Raw genomic sequence first — 20,396 nt, forward strand, 5'->3', positions numbered from 1 at the left:
AAGTACGTCCATGTAAGCTCGGTCGCCGCATCCATGCGGCTCACGCCCCCGCAACCGGACCCACCCCGCCTTCGACAATTTCCCGGTAGATCCACGCCATGCGTGGATGGAAACCATCCGTAATGCCTCTGGAGAAAAGCCCCCTTTTGTTAAAGGGGGCGCGCCGACAGGCGCGGGGAATAGGAAGAATGCGCGGGCAACCCAGCGCGCCGACGGCGGGCCGGGTTGCTAAAGGGCGCGCGCCGGCAGGCGCGGGGGATAGGAAGAATGCGCGGACCTGAATCTTGCGATTTGGGTTTCGCCCTCCGGGCGATACCCAAATCGCAATGATTCAGGTATAAGCTGTTTTCCCGATGGAGACAGACACTACACGCTTGGGTCTGATCGAAGCCGGAGCTCCGTTTTCTGCTCCGGGCGCCGAAGCATCGCCCAACGCCACGACGCTGCATCGCCCCGGCACGGTCCGGTTGCTCTCACTGGATGGTCACGGGCGGGTCCTGGATTGGATCACCTGGCAGGACGCAGCCTGCCTCTATGCCCGCGACGCGGTTGCCTGGACGCTCGGCGACCCCTGCCTGCACATCCACGGTGGGACAAATCGTCGCAGTGGCATGCAGAGCGGGATGGACCTGCACCCGATCATCGCCGCGCGCGGCCATGCCCGCTCACGCGCGCTGGACCCGACGCCGAACCTGACCAACCCGGCCCTGTTCGCCCGTGACGCCCACCTCTGCCTTTACTGCGGCCAGCAGTTTGGACGCCCGACCCTGACCCGCGACCATGTCATGCCCTTGTCCAAAGGCGGCCTGGATACCTGGGAAAACGTAGTCACCGCGTGCTTCCACTGCAATTCGCGCAAGAGCGACCGCACCCCGCAACAAGCCGGCATGCCGCTGCTGGCAGTGCCGTACCGGCCGAGCTGGATCGAGCACCTGATCCTGTCCAACCGCAACATCCTGGCCGACCAGATGGCATTCCTGAGGGCCCAGCTGCCCAAGCGTTCCAAGCTCTGCACCTGAACATCCGGGAATGCAACCCTCACCGCCCTGTCACGGGCGGCGGCGTTTGCTTGCCCCACCCCCGTTTGAGGGCGAAAATGGGCGTTCAGAACAAGTGCGAACATGATGATCGACTCTGCCCGCTATCCCCGCCTCGCGCGCATCCAGACACCGGATGACCTGCGCACGTTCGACGAATCCGAACTGACGGCGGTCGCCGATGAACTGCGTGCCTACCTGATCGAATCGGTCGGCAAAAGCGGTGGCCATTTCGCCGCCGGCCTGGGCGTGATCGAGCTCACCGTGGCCCTGCACTACCTGTACCAGACCCCGGTCGACCAGCTGGTCTGGGACGTCGGCCACCAGACCTATCCGCACAAGATCCTCACCGGTCGCCGCGACGAGATCCACACCGTCAAGCAGAAGGACGGCGTCGCGCCGTTCCCGAAGCGCGAAGAGAGCGAATACGACACCTTTGGCGTCGGCCACTCCTCGACCTCGATCTCGGCGGCGCTGGGCATGGCCATCGCGCGCCAGACCGAAGGTGATGATCGCAAGGTCGTGGCCGTGATCGGCGACGGTGCAATGACCGCCGGCATGGCCTTCGAAGCGCTGATGCACGCCGGCGGCATGGAACCGGAACCGAACCTGCTGGTGATCCTCAACGACAACAACATGTCGATTTCCGAGGCAGTGGGAGGGCTGACCAAGATGCTCGGCCGCGCCACCGGCAGCCGCACGCTCAATGCGCTGCGCGAAGGCGGCAAGAAGATCCTCGGCGACAAGAAGAACAATCCCGCGCGTTTCGTGAAGCGCTGGGAAGAACACTGGAAGGGCATGTTCGTGCCGTCCACGATGTTCGAGGAGATGGGCTTCCATTACACCGGCCCGATCGATGGCCATGACCTGCCGGCGCTGCTGTCCGCGCTGAAGACGCTGCGTGCCTCCAAGGGCCCGAAGCTGCTGCATGTGATGACCACAAAGGGCAAGGGTTACGAGCCGGCCGAAGGAGACCAGATCGGTTACCACGCGGTGGGCCCGTTCGATCCGGACAAGGGCCTGGTGGCCAAGACTGGCGCGAAGAAGCCCACCTATACCGATGTGTTTGGCGACTGGTTGTGTGACGCCGCCGCGGCCGAGCCGCGTCTGTATGGCATCACTCCGGCAATGCGCGAAGGCTCGGGCCTGGTGCGCTTCAGCAGGGAATATCCGCAGCGCTACTTCGACGTAGCCATCGCAGAGCAGCACGCGGTGACCCTGGCCGCAGGCATGGCCACCCAGGGCGGCAAGCCGGTAGTGGCGATCTATTCCACCTTCCTGCAGCGCGCGTACGACCAGTTGGTGCATGACGTGGCCATCCAGGACCTGGATGTGCTGTTCGCGATTGATCGCGCCGGCGTCGTCGGCCCGGATGGTGCAACCCACGCCGGCAACCTCGACCTCAGCTTCCTGCGCTGCGTGCCGAACATGGTGGTGATGGCCCCCTCCAACGAAGCCGAGTGCCGGCAGATGCTCAGCACCGGCCTGCAGCACCCCGGCCCGGCTGCGGTGCGCTACCCGCGCGGCAGCGGTACCGGCGTGGATGCCGGCAGCGATCTGTCGACCCTGCCGATCGGCAAGGGCGAGCTGCGCCTGCAGGGCAGCCGCGTCGCCCTGCTCGCCTTCGGCAGCACCGTCGCCGCTGCCGAACAGGTGGGTCGCGAACTGGGTTTGAGCGTGGTCAACATGCGTTTCATCAAGCCACTCGATCGCGAGCTGGTGCTGGCGATGGCCAACCAGCACGACGCCCTGGTGACGATCGAAGACAACGTGGTGGCGGGCGGCGCAGGTTCGGCCGTGGCCGAACTGCTCAATGCCGAGGACGTGCTGCGTCCGATCCTGCACCTGGGCCTGCCCGATGCCTTCCAGCATCACGCCAGCCGCGAGGACCTGCTGGCCGAGGCCGGCATCGATGCGGCCGGCATCCGTGCGGCCCTGCTCAAGCGCTGGCCGCAGCTGGCCGCCGGCAACCCGCCGTTGAGCGCGGCGGGCTGAGAGCGTTGCAGGGGTCTGGTGGGGCCAGGCCATGCGTGGATGCCGCAGTCCCTGCGGGCGAACGGCGCGCTCAGCCGTAGCTGATCGCCTCGACAAACGCACCGCTGGACTCCACCCGCACCGAGGCGCGCTGGCCGGTGTCGGTGAAATGCAGGCGGGCCAGGGTTTCGGCGAAATCGAAGGCACGGACGCCATCGCGGAACTCGATCGGCTCCGGCTTGTCCGGGTGCAGCACGCGCCATTGGCGCTGCTCACATTGCAGTCGGATCAACATGCGTTGCTCACTCCTTGAACAGCGTATCGACGACGAGAGAATGACCGCACCAGGCGCGACAGGGATGGCCAGTGCGAACCGGGACGCGCAAGGCGTCCCGGGAGTCGACAATACGAGGAAAGAAGTGTGATCGCTATCAGATTTTTCTGATCTTGAGCCGATTGCGACAGCCGCTCAGTTCACCTGGAACTGGGCCCTGCAGCCATTGCTGACCCAGATGCCACGGCGGTCCCAGCCCCAGCTCTGGCCTTCGATGCAGGCACTGCGCGATTCCTGTCGTACCAGACGCACGCCGCGACGAACCTGCGTATCGCAGTACTGCTGGCGCCGGTCATTGGAATGGCAGGCAATCACCTGGCCGCCACCACCCCACTGGCTTCCGCCCCAGCCGTTGCCACCACCGCCACCCCAACCACCGCCGCCACCGCCCGGCCGCCGGTATTCACCGACGAATTCGGCACGGCAGCCCTGGGTAACCCAGACACCGTAACGGGACTGGCCCCAGGTCTCACCTTCCACACAGGGGGAGCCGGACAACTGGCGGATCATGCGTGCACGCCCTTCCAGCCGGCACTCGTTGCTGCGGTTCTTGATCGATTCGCAGCGCACGATGCCATTGCCACCACGATCATCGTAGCGATCGTCGTAGCCATAGTTCTGCGCCTGCACGCCGCCAGCGGCAGCCATCATCGGCAACACGGTGCACGCCACGGTGCGCCAAGTGAGTCCCTTGCCCATCCCTTGTCTCCAGGTGAATACGGTGGAGGCAAGCATCAGGGATTCCCGGCGTGGCGCACAGAGGGAGCCGCGACGGCGGTTTTTCCCCCATTCAACCAACCCAACCGCAACTGACTGCGGCTGCGGTGGCTCAGCGGCCGAAGTGCAGCGCGTCGACCGCGGTGCCCAGCGCTTCCACGCGCACGGTGCTGTGCTGGCCGGTACGGCAGTGATGCTCGCTGGCCCGCGAGGCAGCGGCATCGAAGGCGGCCGCACCGGTGCTGAACACTTCGGTCGCGCGTGTCTGCGGATCCAGGACGGCCCAGCGCTGGGCGGTGCATTGGACAGTGATGACCATGATGGGCTCCTGCGGTTCTGGAAAACGGGGACCGGCGCAAGGCCGATCTCCGATGCCCGACCAGCCTAGCCAGCGCCCCGGAGAAGACCTATCGGATTTATCCGAAAACTCCCCACCATCGCCTCAGAAAGCGCCCCCCATCACATCCCTGAGGCCATTTAGGAAACCCGTTCCGTGACCCTTGTCACGAAGTCAGCCGCGCTTCACACTACCGTCATCAACAGGGGCCCCTTCCACATGCGCACCTCGCTTCCACTGCAGCGTTCGACGCTGCTGAAGTTCTATTTCGCCGCCAGCTACGTGGTATTGATCGAGGAACTGGTCCGCGCATCGCTGAGTTGAGGATCGGCCAGCGATGCTTGCCGCTGCTGCCGGGACCGAACAGACTGTCGGTTTACGGCACGGAGCCGCGCCCATGAAAGTCCTGATGCTGATCCCGCTGCTGGCTCTGGCCGCGTGTGCCAGCCCGGAAAAACCAGTCACCCATGACGCCGCCACACCCGTGGTTGGTGGCGATCGCGATGCGCACGGTTGCATCGGTTCGGCCGGCTATCAGTGGTGCGAACGCAGCCAGCGCTGCGAGCGCCCGTGGGAACTGGCACAGGCGCAGGGCCTGGCCAACACCGCCGAAGCCATCGATGCCTACTGCGCCACCCCGGCGTCGCCGGCACGCAGGTAACGGGCCCACCAATGACCGACCTGACCCCGCTGCCCGCGCTGGCACCTGGCCGCTACCGCCACTTCAAGGGTGGCGAGTACGAAGTGATCGACATCGTCCGCAGCAGTGAGACGCTGCAGCCGATGGTTCTCTACCGCGCTCTGTATGGCGAGGGCGGCCTGTGGGTGCGGCCCTATGCGATGTTCATTGAGCAGGTGCCCGGCGAGCACGGCCCGCAGGCACGTTTCGCCCGCATCAGCGACTGAGCGGTGCGGCTCACGCCGCGCGCACGGTATCGCCGGGCATGCTGAAGACCCCCTGCGAGACGGAACCCGCATGCGCCACACCCTGTTGATCGCCCTGTCGCTGGCCAGCACCCCGGTGCTGGGCGCGGAACCTCCCAGCTTCGATCGTCCCGGCATCGGCTTCGGCACCGACACGGTGCCGCGTGGCGGCCTTGCCGTCGAACTGGGCCTGCCCAGCTATCAACGTGAGCGTGATCGCGACGGCCTGCGCACGACGACGCTGTCCAGCGACCTGCTGCTGCGCACCGGGCTGGCTCCGGGCTGGGAACTGCAGTTGGCGTCCACGCCATGGCAGCGTCAGCGAGAACGTGGCCCGGACATGCAGCGCGCGCAGCAACGCGGCGCCGGCAACAGCACCGTCGGAGTGAAGTGGGCAGGTCCCGGCAGCACCGAGCGCACGGCCTGGGCGCTGCTGGCCAGCGGGGTGATCGCGCGTGGCGATGCAGCCTTCAGCGACGGCCGCCAGTACGCGCTGGCCGCCAGCGTCGAGCACAGCTTCAACGACCGCTGGAGCGGCGCGCTGTATGGCAGTCATCAGCGTGGCGCCGGCCAGCGCAGCACCACCTGGTCGCCCAGCCTCTCGTTGAGCGTGACCGAGCGGCTTGGCACCTATCTCGAAGCCGGTTTCACCCACGCCAACCAGCAACCCGACCAGGCCATCGCCGGCGCAGGGCTGACCTGGATGCTGCGGCCGAACGTGCAGCTGGACGCCTCGTTCGACCTCGGCCTCAATCGCAACAGCCCCGACCTGCAGCTCGGCACCGGCATCGCGTTCTATCTGCAGTGAGCTCAAGACCTGATCGTGCGCGCCGGGCGCATCGCCCTCGCGCTACAATCAAACCGTCCAGTCGGTTTCGTTTCCCATGCCAGAATCCCTTCCCCGCTCCCGCCGCAAGGCGCCCGACAGCGTGCGCCAGGCACTGCTGCACGCGACCGCCCATACCCTCGGCCAGAATGGGCTGGCGGCCCTCACCGTGCAGGACGTCGCCGACGCGGCCGGTGTCAGCAAGGGCGCGCTGTTCCATCACTTCAGCAGCAAGCAGGACCTGATCGAGGCGACGCTGACTTCGCTCATCGCCGACTTCGAGGACAGGGTGCGCGAGGTGCTGCGGCAGTCTCCGCCCCGCCATGGCGGCTTCAGCCGTGCCTATGTGCAGGTGAATTTCGAACATCTGCTGCAGCAGGAACAGGTCAACGACATCGGGCTCACCATGGGCAACATGCTGGAGCCGGCACTGCTGGTCTACTGGCGCACGTGGATGCGCGGCATGCTGGCCGAGTTCCCGGGTGAAGCCTGCGATCCGCGCCTGTATGCCGCGCGTTGCGTTGCCGATGGCTACTGGGCCACCGCCTATGGACGGCCTCTGGACGAGCACGAACGCCAGAACGCCCAGGCCATGGCCCTGGAAGCACTGAAACTATGCGAACCGGCATGAACGGGAGACTGCAATGAACCCCTATTTCTACCTGGCCGGCGCGATCGTGCTGGAAGTGATCGCCACCTCCCTGCTCAAGGCATCGGAAGGCATGACCCGCCTCGGCCCCACACTGGGCGCGCTCGCCGGTTACGGTGTGTGCTTCTACCTGCTGTCGCTGACGATGAAGTCGATCCCCACCGGCATTGCCTATGCCATCTGGTCCGGCGTCGGCATCGTGCTGATTTCGCTGATCGGACTGCTGGTGTTCAAGCAGCGCCTCGACGCTCCGGCGCTGATCGGTATCGGCCTGATCTGTGCCGGCGTGCTGGTCATCAACCTGTTCTCGCACAGCAGCGCGCATTGAACGCGCTGCTGCACGAACACCCGGGCTAGGCGACCTTCTTGGCGACGGTCATGCCAAGCACGAACAGCACGACGGCAATGATGATGCCGGCCCAGAACAGGAACTTGGCGATACCCACCGCAGCGCCGGCGATGCCGCCAAAACCCAGCGCACCGGCGATCAGGCCGATGATGGCGAAAATGATGGCCCACTTGATCATGTTGATCCTCTCCCTGGCGGGAATACTGAAGGTGGGATCAGGTTAGGTACGCCGCGATGCCACACGCGTGAACAGGTCGCAGGCGCGGCGTGAAACGAACCCGCTCAGCGCGGCCGGAAGCGCAGCAGCGCCACCGCGAAGGCGAGGAACACGCTGCCGACCAGGCGTTCGAACCAGCGTTGCGCAAATGGCTTTGCCAGCCAACGGCGCAGCCCATGCCCGCCTGCGGCATACATCACGTACCAGAACAGTTCGCAGGTGGCGAAGGTCGCCACCAGCACCGTGTACTGCACGGCCTGGCCACGCGCGGGGTCGACGAACTGCGGCAGGAACGCGGCGGCGAACAGCAGCAGCTTGGGATTGCTCAACCCCACCAGCAGGCCACCACGGAACACTGCCCAGGCACCGTGCACCGGCGCCAGCGCTGCTGCATCGACGTCTGTCGCCACCGGCGCCTGCCGGTAGCTGTCCCGCCACGCCTTGATGCCCAGCCAGGCCAGGTAGGCCACACCCAGGTAACGCAGCACATCGAACAGCATCGGCGACGAGCGCAGTACCGCGCTCAGGCCGGCTGCGGACGCCGCAAGCACCAGCAGCATCGCCAGCAGACAACCGGCCATGGCCGGCACGCTGCGACGGAAGCCCAGGCCGACGCTGCGCCCCAGGATGTGCAGCATGTTCGGGCCCGGCGTGCCACACAGCACGAAGACTGTCGCCAGGAACCACCACCAGGTATGCAGGGCCATCACTTCATCCACCGTAATAATCCCTGCAAGGATAGTGCGCAGCGGCTGTCACCACCATGTACAGTCCGGGGTCGATTCGACGGTTACAGCCGGTGCGGCTCAGCCGGTGGCAATGCGCGATGCGCGCAGCTCGGTCATCGCGATGCGCAGCACCCGCAGCGCCGAGCGCAGGAACACGACCAGCAGCGCGATGGCGACCAGCAGGTCCGGCCAACCGGCACCGAACAGCGCCACCAGCCCCGCCGCCAGCACCACCGAAACGCCCTCGAAGATATCGTTGCGTGCGCATTCCCAGGCCGATGCCAGGTTCACGTCATCATTGCGATACGGCGTCAGCAGCCACAGGCAGAAACCGTTGGCAGCAAGGTTCAACAGCGCGGCCAGGCCCATGCTTTCGAACAGGGGGACCTGCGGATGCGCCAGCCGCCATCCGATCTGTGCCGCCACTGCCACGGCCGCAGCCAGGATCAGCACGCCCTTGAACAACGCAACCCGCGCCTTGGCCGCCACGCCGGCACCCACCACCAGCAGGCTCAGAAGGTAGGTCGTCGCGTCGCCCAGGTTGTCCAGCGCACCGGACAGCAACGACGACGAGTGGCTGTACCACGACGCGCCGACCATCATCAGGAACGTCGCCAGGTTGATCAGCAGGACGATCCACAGCACGCGCCGGTGGCGCGCCTGCATGGCTGCCACATCCAGCGTCTTGCCGCAGCCACAGCATTCGCCCATCGCCCTGCCCTCTGCCTGTCGTACCCCATTATCACGCCGATCAGGCCCGTCGGCAGCTGCTGCGACGGGTCCACCCACAATTGCACGTCCTGGCCCATGTTGTGCTGCAATGGCGCTTCCCCGGCACGGAGACACGCATGAAGACGCTTGGCCTGATCGGTGGCATGAGCTGGGAGAGTTCGGCGCAGTACTACCGCCTCATCAACGAAGAGGTACGCGCGCGGCTGGGCGGCGCGCATTCGGCGCAGTTGCTGATGTGGTCGCTGGATTTCGCCCGCATCAAGCAGCTGCAGCACGACGGCGACTGGAATGCCCTGGGCAACGAGATGGTCGATGCCGCACAGCGGCTGCAGGCCGGTGGCGCCGACCTGCTGCTGATCTGCACCAACACCATGCACAAGCTCGTTGCTGAGATCGAGGCGGCCTGCCCGCTGCCCTTGCTGCATATCGCCGACCCGACTGCCACGGCGATCGTGCAGGCCGGTCTGCAGCGTGTCGGCCTGCTCGGCACCGCCTTCACCATGGAGGAAGACTTCTACCGTGGCCGCCTGAGCGAGCGCTTCGGCCTGGACGTACTGGTTCCGGAGGCCGATGACCGCCGCGAGGTGCACGCGATCATCTACGAGGAGCTGATCGCCGGGGTGGTCAACGAGCGATCACGGCAGGTGTACGTCGAAGTGATTGAGCGCCTCGTTGCCCGCGGTGCCCAGGCGATCATCCTCGGCTGTACCGAGATCATGCTGCTGGTACGCGCCGAAGACAGCCCGGTGCCGCTGTTCGACACCACGACCCTGCATGCGCGCGCGGCAGTGGACGCAGCGTTGGCGTAACCCACGGCGGGGTGCAGTCGAACAGGCTCGACTGCACGGTCAGGCGTCCGGTCACGCAGGCGATTCGGGTTGCACTTCCAGCGAAGCAACCAGCCATTCCACCACCGGTGGCGAATCGCACAGGAAGAACACAGCGTCGCCGCTGCGGGCTTCGGTCAGCATCCGGTAGACACTGATGGCCACGCCCGATTGGCTGGCAATGAAAATCTCGCTGCTGCGCGGCCCGTCGGCCTGGCGGGAAACCCGCCGCAAGGCATCGCGGGCCGCAACCGTATCTTCCGGCTCGGCTTCGCGGGTCAGTTCCAGGCCACGCAGGCCCCACGCAACAAAAACACGCTTGCCCTTGAACGTCGTGTCCAGGACCTGCACGTCGGCCGCGCCTGTGCCGGCCGACCGATGAATGACGATACTGCTGATCAACGCAACCCCCTGTGGTCGTCGTGGTCCGCACATCCTTGTCCGCACCCGCGCCAGCGGCCACGGGCGATGCCCGAAGGCCGCGTCCGAAAGCGCTGGAACGTGTAAAAAACTGTAAACCGATGCAATCGGATGTGCCCGGGATGATACGGGATGTAACGCCCTGCATGCGCCGTCGCACACTTATAAATCCGTCCTGAGCCAGCGCAGCCCGCAGTCGTCGCAGAGCGCCATACGTGCGCCATTCTTGCGTCCCATCCCCAAACCGAGGTTTCAATGAGCCTTCGCCTGCTACTGCCCTTGGGCGGCTCTGCACTTGCCCTGCTGCTGGCCGCAACGACCGTCTCGGCACAGGATTACGACAGCGAATCGTCACCGCGCACGACCTGCGAATCGCACTTCAACAAGACCCAGCAGTGCCCGTTCGAAGGACGCGCGCGACTGGCGCGGCAGCTGTCGGTGACGCGATGCGTTGAAGATGACAACTGGGGACAGCGCCGCGGCATGCTGTGGGTTACCGACGGCTGCCGCGCCGAATTTGTCGCCGAAGAACGCGGGCGTGGCCGCTGGCCCGGGCGTGGGCGTGACCGTGATCGCGATGGCGAGCGCCTGGTCTGCGAATCCTACGAAAACAAGGAGAAACAGTGCCGCATCCGCGTCCGTCATGACGTGCGGCTGGTCAAGCAGAAATCGGTCACCCCCTGCACCGAGGACCGCAACTGGGGCTGGGACCGACGCGGTGTATGGGTCAGCGACGGCTGCCGCGCCGAATTCCGCGTCTACTGAGTGCGATGGCTGCGGGCCCATCATCGCTAGAATGAAGCTCCCGCAGCAGGAAACACCGCATGGAACGCTGGTACCTGGCAACGATGATGTCCTTGCTGCTGCATCAGATCGATGCCGCGTTCTGGCAGGAGTGGCGGATGTTCCAGGTGCCCGGCAGCATCCAGGGATTCCTGCTTTTCAATCTGCTTGCCATCGGCGTACTGCTGCACGGTTACCGTCAGGTCGTGCTCGGCCTGGGCTCTGCGCGCCGCTACGCGCTGCTGTGCGGCGCGCTGGGTATCGGCACAGCCCTCATCCATGCAGGCTTTGCTGCGGCCGGTCGTGGTGAGTTCCACCTGCCGCTGTCGCTGCTCACGCTTCTGGCCTGCCTGCTCAGCGGCAGCGGTTTGCTGCTGCGCAGCCGTCGGCGATGAACGTGGGGGCTCCAGCAGTTCGGATACGCGCGGCCGTGTGCACGGATCTTCCGGCACTGATCGCCCTGGACAGCGTTGCGGCCGATGACCCACGGCGTGCCGTGCAGATCGGCCAATGGCTGGCGGATGGCCACATGCACGTCGCCGAACTCGACGACACGCTGGCCGGCTACCGGGTCCAGCACCGGCACTTCTTCGGTGAAGCCTTCATCGAGATGCTGATGGTCGCCGCGCCACTGCGCGGACACGGCGTCGGCAGCGCGCTGCTTCTGCATGCCACGTCGTGCAGCGCAGGTGCCAGGCTTTTCACCTCCACCAACCAATCCAACGCCAACATGCAGCGGCTGCTGGCAGCCGCTGGTTTCCAGCAGTGCGGCATCGTGCACGGCCTCGACGAAGGCGATCCGGAGTTGATCTACCGCTTCGCTACTGACGATGTGAGGTAAGGCGCGACCTTCGCTTCCAGCAGCGCCATCAGCGCCGGATCCATGCAGCGATAGTCGTCGGGGATATCCAGGCAGTGCAGCGGCGTGTGTTCAAGCAGGCGGGCAAAATTCGCCTGCAGCCGATGCTGGTGCTTGGGCTCCATCACGAAGATGACATCAGCCCAGCGGATGTCCGCTGGGCTGATGGGCCGGCGCGCATGCGGGCTGGTGCCTGCCGAGCGCGCACTGATACCTCGCCGGCGCTGCCACATCGCTTCAGCGGTGGGGCTGCGCAGCTGGTTGCGACTGCAGACAAACAACAGGTTCAACATTCCTGGTCCAGCAGTTGCCGCGGGCTGAGGACTGGATAGGTGAAACCCAGCTGGCGCGCCCGCAGCAGCTTGTCGCCGCGCGTATACATCAGCTTCCAGTTCTTTTCCGGCTTGAAGATCGACGGTGCTGCCGTGTGGTCGCCAGCGTGGTGGCGCGACTGCGAGCGCCTCCAGGCGCGGTTCCTTTGCGTTTCCATGATCGTGTTCTCGTGAGTACCGGGTTCAGCAGCCGCGGTAGTACGAGTGCGCGCAGGATACAACGCCGCAACAAAAAAGCCCACGCATCGCTGCGCAGGCTTGTCTGTTACATCACAGTGGTCGGGACGGCCGGATTCGAACCGACGACCCTCTGCCCCCCAGGCAGATGCGCTACCAGGCTGCGCTACGCCCCGACTGATGCTGCGATGTGCCCGCCAGTGCGGCGGGCCGTGAAGTATAGCGGATTACGGCGGAAATGGGTCAGCGACGCAGCAGTTGCAGCACTTCTTCCAGTTCCATCCGCACCTGCTTGATGATCTGGTTGCTCAAGGCCGATTCCTCGCGCGCATCCGGACCATCCAGGCGCAGGCGCGCGCCACCGATGGTGTAGCCCTGTTCGTACAGCAGGCTGCGGATCTGCCGCACCATCAGCACGTCGTGGCGCTGGTAGTAACGACGGTTGCCACGGCGCTTGGCCGGCTCGAGACTGGGAAACTCGGTTTCCCAGTAGCGCAGCACGTGCGGCTTGACGTCGCACAGTTCGCTGACTTCACCAATGGTGAAGTAGCGCTTGGCCGGAATCGGCGGAAGTTCGCGGTTACTGCCCGGATCCAGCATAAGCTTCCACCCTCTCCTTGAGCTTCTGGCCCGGACGGAAGGTAACCACCGTACGGGCGGAAATCGGAATTTCCTCGCCGGTCTTGGGGTTGCGACCCGGGCGCTGGTTCTTGCGCCGCAGGTCGAAATTGCCAAAGCCCGACAGCTTCACCTGACGTCCCTGTTCCAATGCTTCACGCAGCACATCGAAGAACGCGTCGACGAATTCCTTGGCTTCCCGCTTGTTCAGACCGACTTCGTCGAACAGCTTTTCCGCCATCTCCGCCTTGGTCAATGCCATTGCCTGCTACCCCCGAGTGCTGCCCGCTCAGCCGCGGATCCGGGCGTGGTGTTCACGCTCGATGGCAGTGACCGCCTCGGCCACTACCGCTTCCACGTCGCGGTCCGTCAGAGTGCGCGACTTGTCCTGCAAAATCAAGCCCATAGCGAGACTCTTGAATCCCGGCTCGACGCCCTGGCCGACATAGCGATCGAACAGGTTCAGCTCGCGCAGCAGCGGACCGGCAGCCTGGCGGATGGTCGCGGCCAGGTCACTCCAGGCCACCTGTTCAGGCACCAGGAAGGCCAGGTCGCGGCGCACTGCCGGGTAGCGCGACAGTTCACCGGCGCGCGGCAGCGCACGGGCCGACAGCGCTTCCAGATCCAGCTCGAAGGCGTATACGTCCACGTCGATGTCCATCGCCTTGGCCAGGCGCGGGTGGATCTGGCCGATCCAGCCGATGGCCAGGCCGTCGCGGAACACCTCGGCCGAACGCACCGGATGGCCGTAGGCACGCGAGGATGGGCGGAACTCCAGGACCGCGCCACTGGCCGCGGCCAGCGATTCCAGGTCGCCCTTCAGGTCATGGAAATCGACCTTGCGGGTCGGCAAGCCCCACTGCACCGCCTGCGCTTCACCGCAGACCGCAGCGGCCACGCGCGGGGTTTCCAGCGGCGCCGGCTGGCCATCTCCGGCCTGCTGCGCGAACACCCGGCCAAGCTCGAACAGGCGCACCCGGCCGAGCTGGCGGGCGGCGTTGCGGCCCAGCGTGGCGACCAGGCCCGGCAGCAGCGACGGGCGCATCACCGCCAGTTCGGCCGACAGCGGGTTGGCCAGCGGCACCAGATCCTCGCGCAGCTGCCACTGGCCCAGCAGGCCATCGTCGACGAAGGCGAAATTGACGGTTTCCTGCAGATCGCGTGCGATCAGCTGGCGGCGCACGCTCAGCGCATCCAGCTGGGTCTCGGACGGCATCGCGACACGCGATGCGCCACCCGGCAGCGTGGTCGGGATCTGCTCATAACCGTGGATCCGGGCCAGCTCCTCGATCAGGTCTTCTTCGATGGCGATGTCGAAGCGGCGGCTCGGCGCGGTGACCTGCCAGCCTTCGCCAGCGTCCACCACCTGCATGCCCAGCGCGCGCAGGATGCGCTCGACTTCGGCGCCTTCGATGGTGATGCCCAGCACGCGGGTGATGCGCGCGCGGCGCAGCAGGATCGTCGCCGGCTGCGGCAGGTCGGCCTCCCGTACCGCTTCGGTAACCGGTGCGGGGGTACCGCCGGCCAGGTCCAGCACCAGGCGGGTGGCGTATTCGATGGCAGTACGCGGCAGCGCCGGGTCGACGCCACGCTCGAAGCGGTGGCCCGCATCGGTGTGCAGGCCCAGCTTGCGGCCGCGGCCCATGATCGCGGCCGGCGCGAAGTGCGCCGCTTCCAGGAACACGGCGGTGGTGGCATCGGTGACGCGCGTATCGAAGCCGCCCATCAGGCCGGCCAGGCCGACCGCGCGATCAGCGTCGGTGACCACCAGGAAGCTGTCGTCCAGCGCAGCATCACGGCCATCCAGCAGCTTAAGGCTTTCGCCTGCGCGCGAACGACGCACACTGATCGTGCCCTGCAGGGTGCCGAGATCGTAGGCGTGCATCGGCTGGCCCAGCTCGAGCATCACGTACTGGGTGATGTCGACCAGCAGCGATACCGGGCGCACGCCGCTGCGGCGCAGGCGCTCGGCCATCCACAACGGGGTCTTCGCCGCGGCGTTGACTCCTTCGATGACACGACCCAGATACCGCGGCGCTTCGGCACCGGCATCGAGCTGGATTGCCAGCTCGCGGCTGCTCTGGGCAGCGATCGGCGCTGCGATGAAATCCAGTACCTCGCTGCGCGTCGCTGCGGCGACGTCATAGGCGATGCCGCGGATGCTGAAGCAGTCGGCGCGGTTGGGGGTCAGCTTGATCTCGATGCTGGCATCCGGCAGGCCGAGGTACTCCACCAGGGACTGGCCGACCGGCGCCTCGTCCGGCAGTTCCAGCAAACCGGAGGCATCGTTGTCCAGGCCCAGCTCCTTGGCCGAGCACAGCATGCCGTTGGATTCGACACCGCGCAGCTTGGCCGGCTTGATCTTCAACTCACCGATCTGCGCACCGACCATCGCCAGCGGCGCGACCAGGCCCGGCCGTGCATTCGGCGCACCACAGACGATCTGCAGCAGCTCAGCCTGTCCCGCATCGACCTTGCACACCTGCAGGCGGTCGGCTTCGGGATGGCGTTCGGCTTCGACGATACGCGCGACGACCACATGCTGCAGGCCATCGCCAAGCGCGGTCACGTCTTCCACCTCCAGGCCGATGGCGGTCAGCACCGCGCTGAGCTCGTCGCGCGAGGCAGTGGTCGGGACGTGGCTGCGCAGCCAGTTTTCGGAGAATTTCATGGGGTCACCCTGGTGGGCCCGGCGCATGCGCCTGGGCTTCGGATTCAAGTGCAGCCGGGCATGGCCCGGCTCTACTGGTTATGGCTTACGCGAACTGCTTCAGGAACCGCACGTCGTTCTCGAAGAACGCGCGCAGGTCGTTGACGCCGTAGCGCAGCATCGCAAAACGCTCCACGCCCAGGCCGAAGGCAAATCCGGTGTAGCGCTCAGGATCGATGCCGACGTTGCGCAGCACGTTCGGGTGGACCATGCCGCAGCCGAGCACTTCCAGCCAGCGGGTGCTGCCATCGGGTTGCTGCCAGGCGATGTCCACTTCCGCGCCGGGTTCGACGAAGGGGAAGTAGCTGGGGCGGAAACGCATCTCGAAATCACGCTCGAAGAACGCGCGCACGAACTCGGACAACGTGCCCTTCAGGTCGGCGAAGGTCGAGTGCTCGTCGACCAGCAGGCCTTCGACCTGGTGGAACATCGGCGAATGGGTCTGGTCGCTGTCGCTGCGATAGACCTTGCCGGCGGCGATCATGCGCAGCGGCGGCTGGTGTTCGCCCATGTAGCGCACCTGCACACCGGAGGTATGCGTGCGCAGCAGCCGGCCGTCACCGAAGTAGAAGGTGTCATGCATGGCGCGCGCCGGATGGTGCGGCGGGAAGTTCAGCGCCTCGAAGTTGTGCCAGTCGTCCTCGATCTCCGGCCCTTCGGACAACTCATAGCCCAGCCGGCCGAAGATGCCGGTGATGCGCTCGAGGGTGCGGGTGATCGGGTGCAGGCCGGCGCGTTCGCCACTGCGGCCCGGCAGCGTGATGTCGATCGCCTCGGCCGCCAGCCGCGCATCGAGCGCAGCATCTTCCAGCACCGCCTTGCGTTCGCCCAGCGCGCTGCTCAGCGCGTCGCGGGCCTGGTTGATGGCCTCACCGGCCGCCTTGCGTTCGTCGGCCGGCAGCGCACCGAGCTGCTTGAGCTGCGAGGTGATGCTGCCGCTCTTGCCAAGCAGGGCCACGCGCAGCTGCTCCAGCGCGTCCGGGCTCTGCGCGGCGGCCACGTCGGCCAGCGCCTGGGAAGTGAGGGATTGGATGTCGCTCATGGGTAGCCGGAACTCCAGTCGGTCTGCCATCGCGATGCGCGAAGGGCCGCGCCGTCGCAACCGCTTGCCGGTCGCCCGCCGTCTGCACGGCTGCGCCCGGCACAAAAAAGAATGGGGAAGGACTTGCGCCCTTCCCCATGCATTGCCTCTACCTGACACCGTTCTCCGTGAACGGCAACGGCATCGGGAAGGACTTATGCCGCCAGTGCGCCCTTGGCCTTTTCGGCCAGTGCAGCAAAGCCAGCTGCGTCGTGCACGGCGATGTCAGCCAGAACCTTGCGGTCCAGGGTGATGCCAGCCTTCAGCAGGCCGTTCATGAAACGGCTGTAGCTCAGGCCGTTGATGCGGGCAGCCGCGTTGATGCGGGTGATCCACAGCGAACGGAAGTTGCGCTTCTTCTGCTTACGGCCGATGTAGGCGTACTGCTGTGCCTTGATGACCGCCTGCTTGGCGACGCGGAAGACCTTGCGACGGGCATTGTAGTAGCCCTTCGCCAGATCAAGGATTTTCTTGTGGCGGCGACGCGCCTGTACGCCACGCTTTACTCGTGCCATGTATCAGTCCTCAGAGGTAGGGAAGCATGCGGTCCAGACGGCCTGCGTCTTCTGCGCGGACGTGATTCGTCTGACGCAGGTTACGCTTACGCTTGGTCGCTTTCTTCGTGAGGATGTGGCTACGGTTGGCGTGGCCGCACTTGTACTTGCCCGAGGCGGTCTTGCGGAAACGCTTGGCCGCTGCCCGGTTGGTCTTGATCTTGGGCATTGCAATGTCCTTGATGGGATATGACCCTGGTTTCTGACTGATCTGGCGGCGGCCTGGGCCGCTCTTTCCGTCCTGCCATGATCGGCGTACGACCCGTCCTGGGTGGGTCGAGCCGGGCATGATACAGGCAAATCCGCCCTGTAACCAGCCCCCACACCGTTTTCACACCGAGACCGGCCCTGTCCGCCCCGGAAAAGCAAAAGGACGCCAGCGGCGCCCCTTCACCTTGATCCATTCAGCCGCCAGGCGCCCCGCGAGGCAGCCCGTCAGGCCTCAGGTCTTCTTCTTCGGCGCGATCATCATCACCATCTGACGCCCTTCCAGGCGCGGACGGGATTCGATGACGATGTCTTCGCCCAGATCGGCTTCGATCCGGCCAGCCATCTCGCGGCCCAGTTCCTGGTGGCTCATTTCACGGCCACGGAAACGGATGTTGACCTTGATCTTGTCGCCTTCTTCAAGGAAACCGCGCATCTTGCGCAGCTTGATCTGGTAGTCGCCCTCGTCCGTGACCGGACGGAACTTCACTTCCTTGATCTCGACCTGCTTGGTCTTCTTCTTGGCCTCGCTGGCCTTCTTCTGGGCTTCGAACTTGAACTTGCCGAAGTCCATGATCTTGCACACCGGCGGGTCGGCCTGCGGCTGGATCTCGACCAGGTCCAGGCCTTCATCTTCGGCCATGGACAACGCTTCGTCTCGCGTCAACACGCCGATCATTTCTCCGTCACTGCCGATCACGCGGACGCGCGGCACACGGATTTCCTGATTCTTGCGGTTCTGTTTGTTGTCAGGGGTACTGATATTGCGATCTCCCAAGGGTGTCGAACCCGGCCCGGGCGCCAATGCGCACGGGCCGGACCTTTGTTTACGCGCCCTCGGCCTGGAGCCGCTCGGTGAAAGCCTGGAGGCTCATGCTGCCGAGATCTTCGCCAGAACGCGTACGCACCGCCACAGCGCCGTTTTCCTTCTCGCGGTCACCAATGACCAGCAGGTACGGCACGCGCTGCAGCGTGTGCTCGCGAATCTTATAGCCGATCTTCTCGTTACGCAAATCGGCGCTGACGCGGAAGCCTTGATCCGCAAGGCTTTTGGTCACCGCAGAGACGTATTCAGCCTGCGCATCGGTGATATTGGCCACCACCACCTGGGTCGGCGCCAGCCAGGCCGGGAACTGGCCGGCATGGTGCTCGATCAGGATGCCCAGGAAACGCTCCATCGAGCCGACGATGGCCCGGTGCAGCATCACCGGATGCTTCTTCTGGCTGTTTTCGTCCACGTATTCAGCGCCCAGACGGCCAGGCATCATGAAATCGACCTGCATGGTGCCCAGCTGCCAGGTGCGGCCGATGGCGTCCTTCAGGTGGTACTCGATCTTCGGGCCATAGAAGGCGCCCTCGCCCGGCAGCTCCTGCCATTCCACCCCGCAGCTGGACAGCGCCGAGCGCAGCGCGCCCTCTGCCTTGTCCCAGGTGGCGTCATCGCCCAGGCGCGATTCGGGGCGCAGCGCGATCTTGACCTGGATCTCCTCGAAGCCGAAGTGCTGGTACACCGCCAGCGCCTGCTGGTGGAACGCGGTCACTTCCGCCTCGACCTGGTCTTCGGTGCAGAACACGTGACCGTCGTCCTGGGTGAAGCCACGCACGCGCAGGATGCCGTGCAGCGCGCCGGAGGGCTCGTTGCGGTGGCAGGCGCCAAACTCACCGTAGCGGATCGGCAGATCGCGGTAGCTGTGCAGCCCCTGGTTGAACACCTGCACGTGACCCGGGCAGTTCATCGGCTTCAGCGCGTAAGTACGCTTCTCCGACTCGGTGAAGAACATCGCGTCCTGGTAGTTGTCCCAGTGGCCCGATTTCTGCCACAGCGACACGTCCAGGATCTGCGGGCAGCGCACTTCGCCGTAGCCGGTGCTGCGGTACACCTTGCGCATGTACTGCTCGACCACCTGCCACAGCGCCCAGCCCTTCGGGTGCCAGAACACCAGGCCCGGGGCCTCTTCCTGCAGGTGGAACAGGTCCTGCTGCTTGCCGATGCGACGGTGGTCGCGCATCTCCGCTTCTTCGATGCGCTTGATGTACGCATCGAGCTGCTTCTTGTCGGCCCAGGCGGTGCCGTAGACGCGCTGCAGCTGCTCGTTCTGCGCGTCGCCGCGCCAATAGGCGCCGGAAATGCGGGTCAGCTTGAAGGCCTTCAGGAAGCGCGTGTTCGGCACGTGCGGGCCGCGGCACATATCCACGTATTCCTGGTGGTAGTACATGCCCATCGCCTGGATGTCAGGCGACATGTCCTCGATCAGGCGCAGCTTGTAGTCCTCGCCACGGGCCTTGAAGATCTCGATGACTTCCGCGCGCGGCGTCACTTTCTTGATGACGTCGTAGTCCTGCGCGATCAGCTCGCCCATGCGCTTTTCGATCGCCGCCATGTCTTCGGGGGTGAACGGGCGCTCGGAGTAGATGTCGTAGTAGAAGCCCTCGGCGATCACCGGGCCGATCACCATCTTCACGTCCGGATAGAGCTGCTTGACCGCGTGGCCGACCAGGTGGGCGCTGGAGTGGCGGATGATTTCCACGCCCTCCTCGTCCTTGGCGGTGATGATGCGCAGGGACGCGTCGTGGTCGATGACGTCACTGGCATCGACCAGCACGCCATCCACCGAACCGGCGATGGTGGCCTTGGCCAGGCCGGCGCCGATCGACTGGGCGACGTCCATGACGCTGACGGGGTTTTCGAATTCGCGGCGGCTGCCGTCGGGAAGGGTAATCGTGATCATTGCAATGGCTTCATGCGGGGCCCGCCGTAGCGGGCTGGAAAGCGCTCCCGGGCTGTCGTCCGGGCAATAAAAAAGCGCCGCGAGGGCGCCTGGAATGCAGGGCCTTCGGGGCAGGTCAACAGTGGGCGCTGGTAGTGCTCATGTCGCACGCTCGGCCGGCGCAGTGCGCGGGCCACCTTGGTTCCAGGATGTGGTTGCCCGTGATCTTAAACCAGCGGCGGACAAAGCCCAAGCGGTGCCTGAATGGCGCTGGCTGGCGGCGTGAAAACGCAATG

The 20,396-nt window shown here is 65.5% G+C and carries 28 protein-coding genes and 1 tRNA gene; 11 read left to right on the forward strand and 18 right to left on the reverse strand.

Going from position 1 to position 20,396, the window contains the following annotated elements; genetic code table 11:
* Positions 1-353 precede the first annotated feature (353 nt).
* Together AC07UW_RS16840 and dxs are read left to right on the forward strand one after the other, a co-directional pair.
* The gene (locus AC07UW_RS16840) at positions 354-1,019 is read left to right on the forward strand and encodes an HNH endonuclease (RefSeq protein ID WP_025876340.1); all 666 of its coding nucleotides are present in this window, start codon (positions 354-356) and stop codon (positions 1,017-1,019) included.
* 105 nt (positions 1,020-1,124) lie between these two features.
* On the forward strand, positions 1,125-3,032 hold the full coding sequence (gene dxs / locus AC07UW_RS16845; protein WP_495212483.1) for a 1-deoxy-D-xylulose-5-phosphate synthase: 1,908 nt from the start codon (positions 1,125-1,127) through the stop codon (positions 3,030-3,032).
* A 70-nt stretch (positions 3,033-3,102) separates the two neighbouring features.
* On the opposite strand, the gene AC07UW_RS16850 is transcribed toward dxs, so the two are convergent.
* The 3 genes from AC07UW_RS16850 to AC07UW_RS16860 all read right to left on the reverse strand — a co-directional run bounded on the left by AC07UW_RS16850 (position 3,103) and on the right by AC07UW_RS16860 (position 4,381).
* Positions 3,103-3,306, reverse strand: coding sequence for a hypothetical protein (locus AC07UW_RS16850; protein ID WP_032978640.1), 204 nt, complete (start codon positions 3,304-3,306; stop codon positions 3,103-3,105).
* A 174-nt stretch (positions 3,307-3,480) separates the two neighbouring features.
* A complete protein-coding gene (locus AC07UW_RS16855) occupies positions 3,481-4,044 on the reverse strand; it encodes a DUF3011 domain-containing protein (protein ID WP_495212530.1) in 564 nt (187 codons plus the stop codon).
* A gap of 130 nt (positions 4,045-4,174) precedes the next feature.
* Positions 4,175-4,381 (reverse strand): hypothetical protein, encoded by a 207-nt coding sequence (locus AC07UW_RS16860; RefSeq protein ID WP_495212484.1) that lies wholly within the window; start codon positions 4,379-4,381, stop codon positions 4,175-4,177.
* 415 nt (positions 4,382-4,796) lie between these two features.
* Here AC07UW_RS16860 and AC07UW_RS16865 point away from each other — a divergent pair, with 415 nt between their 5' ends.
* The 5 genes from AC07UW_RS16865 (at position 4,797) to AC07UW_RS16885 (ending at position 7,126) form a co-directional block, all read left to right on the forward strand.
* Positions 4,797-5,060 (forward strand): hypothetical protein, encoded by a 264-nt coding sequence (locus AC07UW_RS16865; protein WP_033831612.1) that lies wholly within the window; start codon positions 4,797-4,799, stop codon positions 5,058-5,060.
* 11 nt (positions 5,061-5,071) lie between these two features.
* Complete coding sequence (locus AC07UW_RS16870) at positions 5,072-5,305, forward strand: DUF1653 domain-containing protein (protein ID WP_025876328.1); 234 nt, start codon at positions 5,072-5,074, stop codon at positions 5,303-5,305.
* A 70-nt stretch (positions 5,306-5,375) separates the two neighbouring features.
* Entirely contained in the window at positions 5,376-6,131 is a 756-nt protein-coding gene (locus AC07UW_RS16875) for a transporter (protein ID WP_495212485.1), read from the forward strand.
* A gap of 76 nt (positions 6,132-6,207) precedes the next feature.
* Positions 6,208-6,780, forward strand: a complete 573-nt coding sequence (locus AC07UW_RS16880; protein WP_495212486.1) for a TetR/AcrR family transcriptional regulator — start codon at positions 6,208-6,210, stop codon at positions 6,778-6,780.
* A gap of 13 nt (positions 6,781-6,793) precedes the next feature.
* Positions 6,794-7,126 carry an SMR family transporter gene (locus tag AC07UW_RS16885; protein WP_089236273.1) on the forward strand — a complete coding sequence of 111 codons (333 nt, stop codon included), beginning with the start codon at positions 6,794-6,796 and terminating at the stop codon, positions 7,124-7,126.
* Between the two features lie 25 nt (positions 7,127-7,151).
* On the opposite strand, the gene AC07UW_RS16890 is transcribed toward AC07UW_RS16885, so the two are convergent.
* From AC07UW_RS16890 to AC07UW_RS16900, 3 genes are all read right to left on the reverse strand, one after another.
* Entirely contained in the window at positions 7,152-7,325 is a 174-nt protein-coding gene (locus AC07UW_RS16890) for a DUF1328 domain-containing protein (RefSeq protein WP_025876319.1), read from the reverse strand.
* Between the two features lie 104 nt (positions 7,326-7,429).
* Positions 7,430-8,071: a LysE family translocator gene (locus tag AC07UW_RS16895; RefSeq protein ID WP_032978625.1), complete on the reverse strand. Its 642-nt coding sequence runs from the start codon at positions 8,069-8,071 to the stop codon at positions 7,430-7,432.
* Positions 8,072-8,170: 99 nt separating this feature from the next.
* Positions 8,171-8,803: a cation efflux transmembrane domain-containing protein gene (locus AC07UW_RS16900; RefSeq protein WP_495212487.1), complete on the reverse strand. Its 633-nt coding sequence runs from the start codon at positions 8,801-8,803 to the stop codon at positions 8,171-8,173.
* A 137-nt stretch (positions 8,804-8,940) separates the two neighbouring features.
* Here AC07UW_RS16900 and AC07UW_RS16905 point away from each other — a divergent pair, with 137 nt between their 5' ends.
* Positions 8,941-9,633: an aspartate/glutamate racemase family protein gene (locus tag AC07UW_RS16905; RefSeq protein ID WP_099784890.1), complete on the forward strand. Its 693-nt coding sequence runs from the start codon at positions 8,941-8,943 to the stop codon at positions 9,631-9,633.
* A gap of 51 nt (positions 9,634-9,684) precedes the next feature.
* Here the strand turns inward: AC07UW_RS16905 and AC07UW_RS16910 are convergent, their stop codons facing one another.
* Complete coding sequence (locus AC07UW_RS16910) at positions 9,685-10,002, reverse strand: hypothetical protein (protein WP_279209045.1); 318 nt, start codon at positions 10,000-10,002, stop codon at positions 9,685-9,687.
* A 324-nt stretch (positions 10,003-10,326) separates the two neighbouring features.
* Here AC07UW_RS16910 and AC07UW_RS16915 point away from each other — a divergent pair, with 324 nt between their 5' ends.
* Genes AC07UW_RS16915 through AC07UW_RS16925 form a run of 3 tightly spaced genes read left to right on the forward strand, consistent with a single transcriptional unit; the run spans position 10,327 to position 11,695 of the window.
* Positions 10,327-10,836 carry a DUF3011 domain-containing protein gene (locus AC07UW_RS16915; protein WP_088101307.1) on the forward strand — a complete coding sequence of 170 codons (510 nt, stop codon included), beginning with the start codon at positions 10,327-10,329 and terminating at the stop codon, positions 10,834-10,836.
* Positions 10,837-10,895: 59 nt separating this feature from the next.
* Positions 10,896-11,249: a DUF6713 family protein gene (locus tag AC07UW_RS16920; protein ID WP_495212488.1), complete on the forward strand. Its 354-nt coding sequence runs from the start codon at positions 10,896-10,898 to the stop codon at positions 11,247-11,249.
* Positions 11,246-11,695: a GNAT family N-acetyltransferase gene (locus AC07UW_RS16925; RefSeq protein WP_025876305.1), complete on the forward strand. Its 450-nt coding sequence runs from the start codon at positions 11,246-11,248 to the stop codon at positions 11,693-11,695. Before AC07UW_RS16920 ends, AC07UW_RS16925 begins: the two co-directional genes overlap by 4 nt.
* Here AC07UW_RS16925 and AC07UW_RS16930 read toward each other — a convergent pair.
* The 11 genes from AC07UW_RS16930 to thrS form a co-directional block, all read right to left on the reverse strand.
* On the reverse strand, positions 11,665-12,006 hold the full coding sequence (locus AC07UW_RS16930) for a low molecular weight protein tyrosine phosphatase family protein (protein WP_495212489.1): 342 nt from the start codon (positions 12,004-12,006) through the stop codon (positions 11,665-11,667). The genes AC07UW_RS16925 and AC07UW_RS16930 overlap by 31 nt on opposite strands.
* Complete coding sequence (locus AC07UW_RS16935) at positions 12,000-12,203, reverse strand: hypothetical protein (protein ID WP_025876303.1); 204 nt, start codon at positions 12,201-12,203, stop codon at positions 12,000-12,002. Before AC07UW_RS16935 ends, AC07UW_RS16930 begins: the two co-directional genes overlap by 7 nt.
* Before the next feature lie 118 nt (positions 12,204-12,321).
* Positions 12,322-12,398 (reverse strand) — tRNA-Pro (locus AC07UW_RS16940).
* A 67-nt stretch (positions 12,399-12,465) separates the two neighbouring features.
* On the reverse strand, positions 12,466-12,822 hold the full coding sequence (locus AC07UW_RS16945; protein WP_005410431.1) for a MerR family transcriptional regulator: 357 nt from the start codon (positions 12,820-12,822) through the stop codon (positions 12,466-12,468).
* Positions 12,803-13,102: an integration host factor subunit alpha gene (locus AC07UW_RS16950; protein WP_005410432.1), complete on the reverse strand. Its 300-nt coding sequence runs from the start codon at positions 13,100-13,102 to the stop codon at positions 12,803-12,805. Before AC07UW_RS16950 ends, AC07UW_RS16945 begins: the two co-directional genes overlap by 20 nt.
* 27 nt (positions 13,103-13,129) lie before the next feature.
* Positions 13,130-15,511: a phenylalanine--tRNA ligase subunit beta gene (pheT, locus tag AC07UW_RS16955; RefSeq protein ID WP_495212490.1), complete on the reverse strand. Its 2,382-nt coding sequence runs from the start codon at positions 15,509-15,511 to the stop codon at positions 13,130-13,132.
* A gap of 85 nt (positions 15,512-15,596) precedes the next feature.
* Positions 15,597-16,592 (reverse strand): phenylalanine--tRNA ligase subunit alpha, encoded by a 996-nt coding sequence (pheS, locus tag AC07UW_RS16960; RefSeq protein ID WP_089236281.1) that lies wholly within the window; start codon positions 16,590-16,592, stop codon positions 15,597-15,599.
* A gap of 194 nt (positions 16,593-16,786) precedes the next feature.
* Positions 16,787-17,146, reverse strand: a complete 360-nt coding sequence (rplT, locus tag AC07UW_RS16965) for a 50S ribosomal protein L20 (RefSeq protein WP_005410435.1) — start codon at positions 17,144-17,146, stop codon at positions 16,787-16,789.
* Positions 17,147-17,156: 10 nt separating this feature from the next.
* Entirely contained in the window at positions 17,157-17,354 is a 198-nt protein-coding gene (gene rpmI / locus AC07UW_RS16970; RefSeq protein WP_002811096.1) for a 50S ribosomal protein L35, read from the reverse strand.
* Positions 17,355-17,627: 273 nt separating this feature from the next.
* A complete protein-coding gene (infC, locus tag AC07UW_RS16975; RefSeq protein WP_025876259.1) occupies positions 17,628-18,170 on the reverse strand; it encodes a translation initiation factor IF-3 in 543 nt (180 codons plus the stop codon).
* A gap of 49 nt (positions 18,171-18,219) precedes the next feature.
* On the reverse strand, positions 18,220-20,121 hold the full coding sequence (gene thrS / locus AC07UW_RS16980) for a threonine--tRNA ligase (RefSeq protein WP_025876257.1): 1,902 nt from the start codon (positions 20,119-20,121) through the stop codon (positions 18,220-18,222).
* Between the last annotated feature and the right edge of the window lie 275 nt (positions 20,122-20,396).

It is taken from the genome of Stenotrophomonas sp. GW821-FHT02D01 (assembly GCF_059421765.1).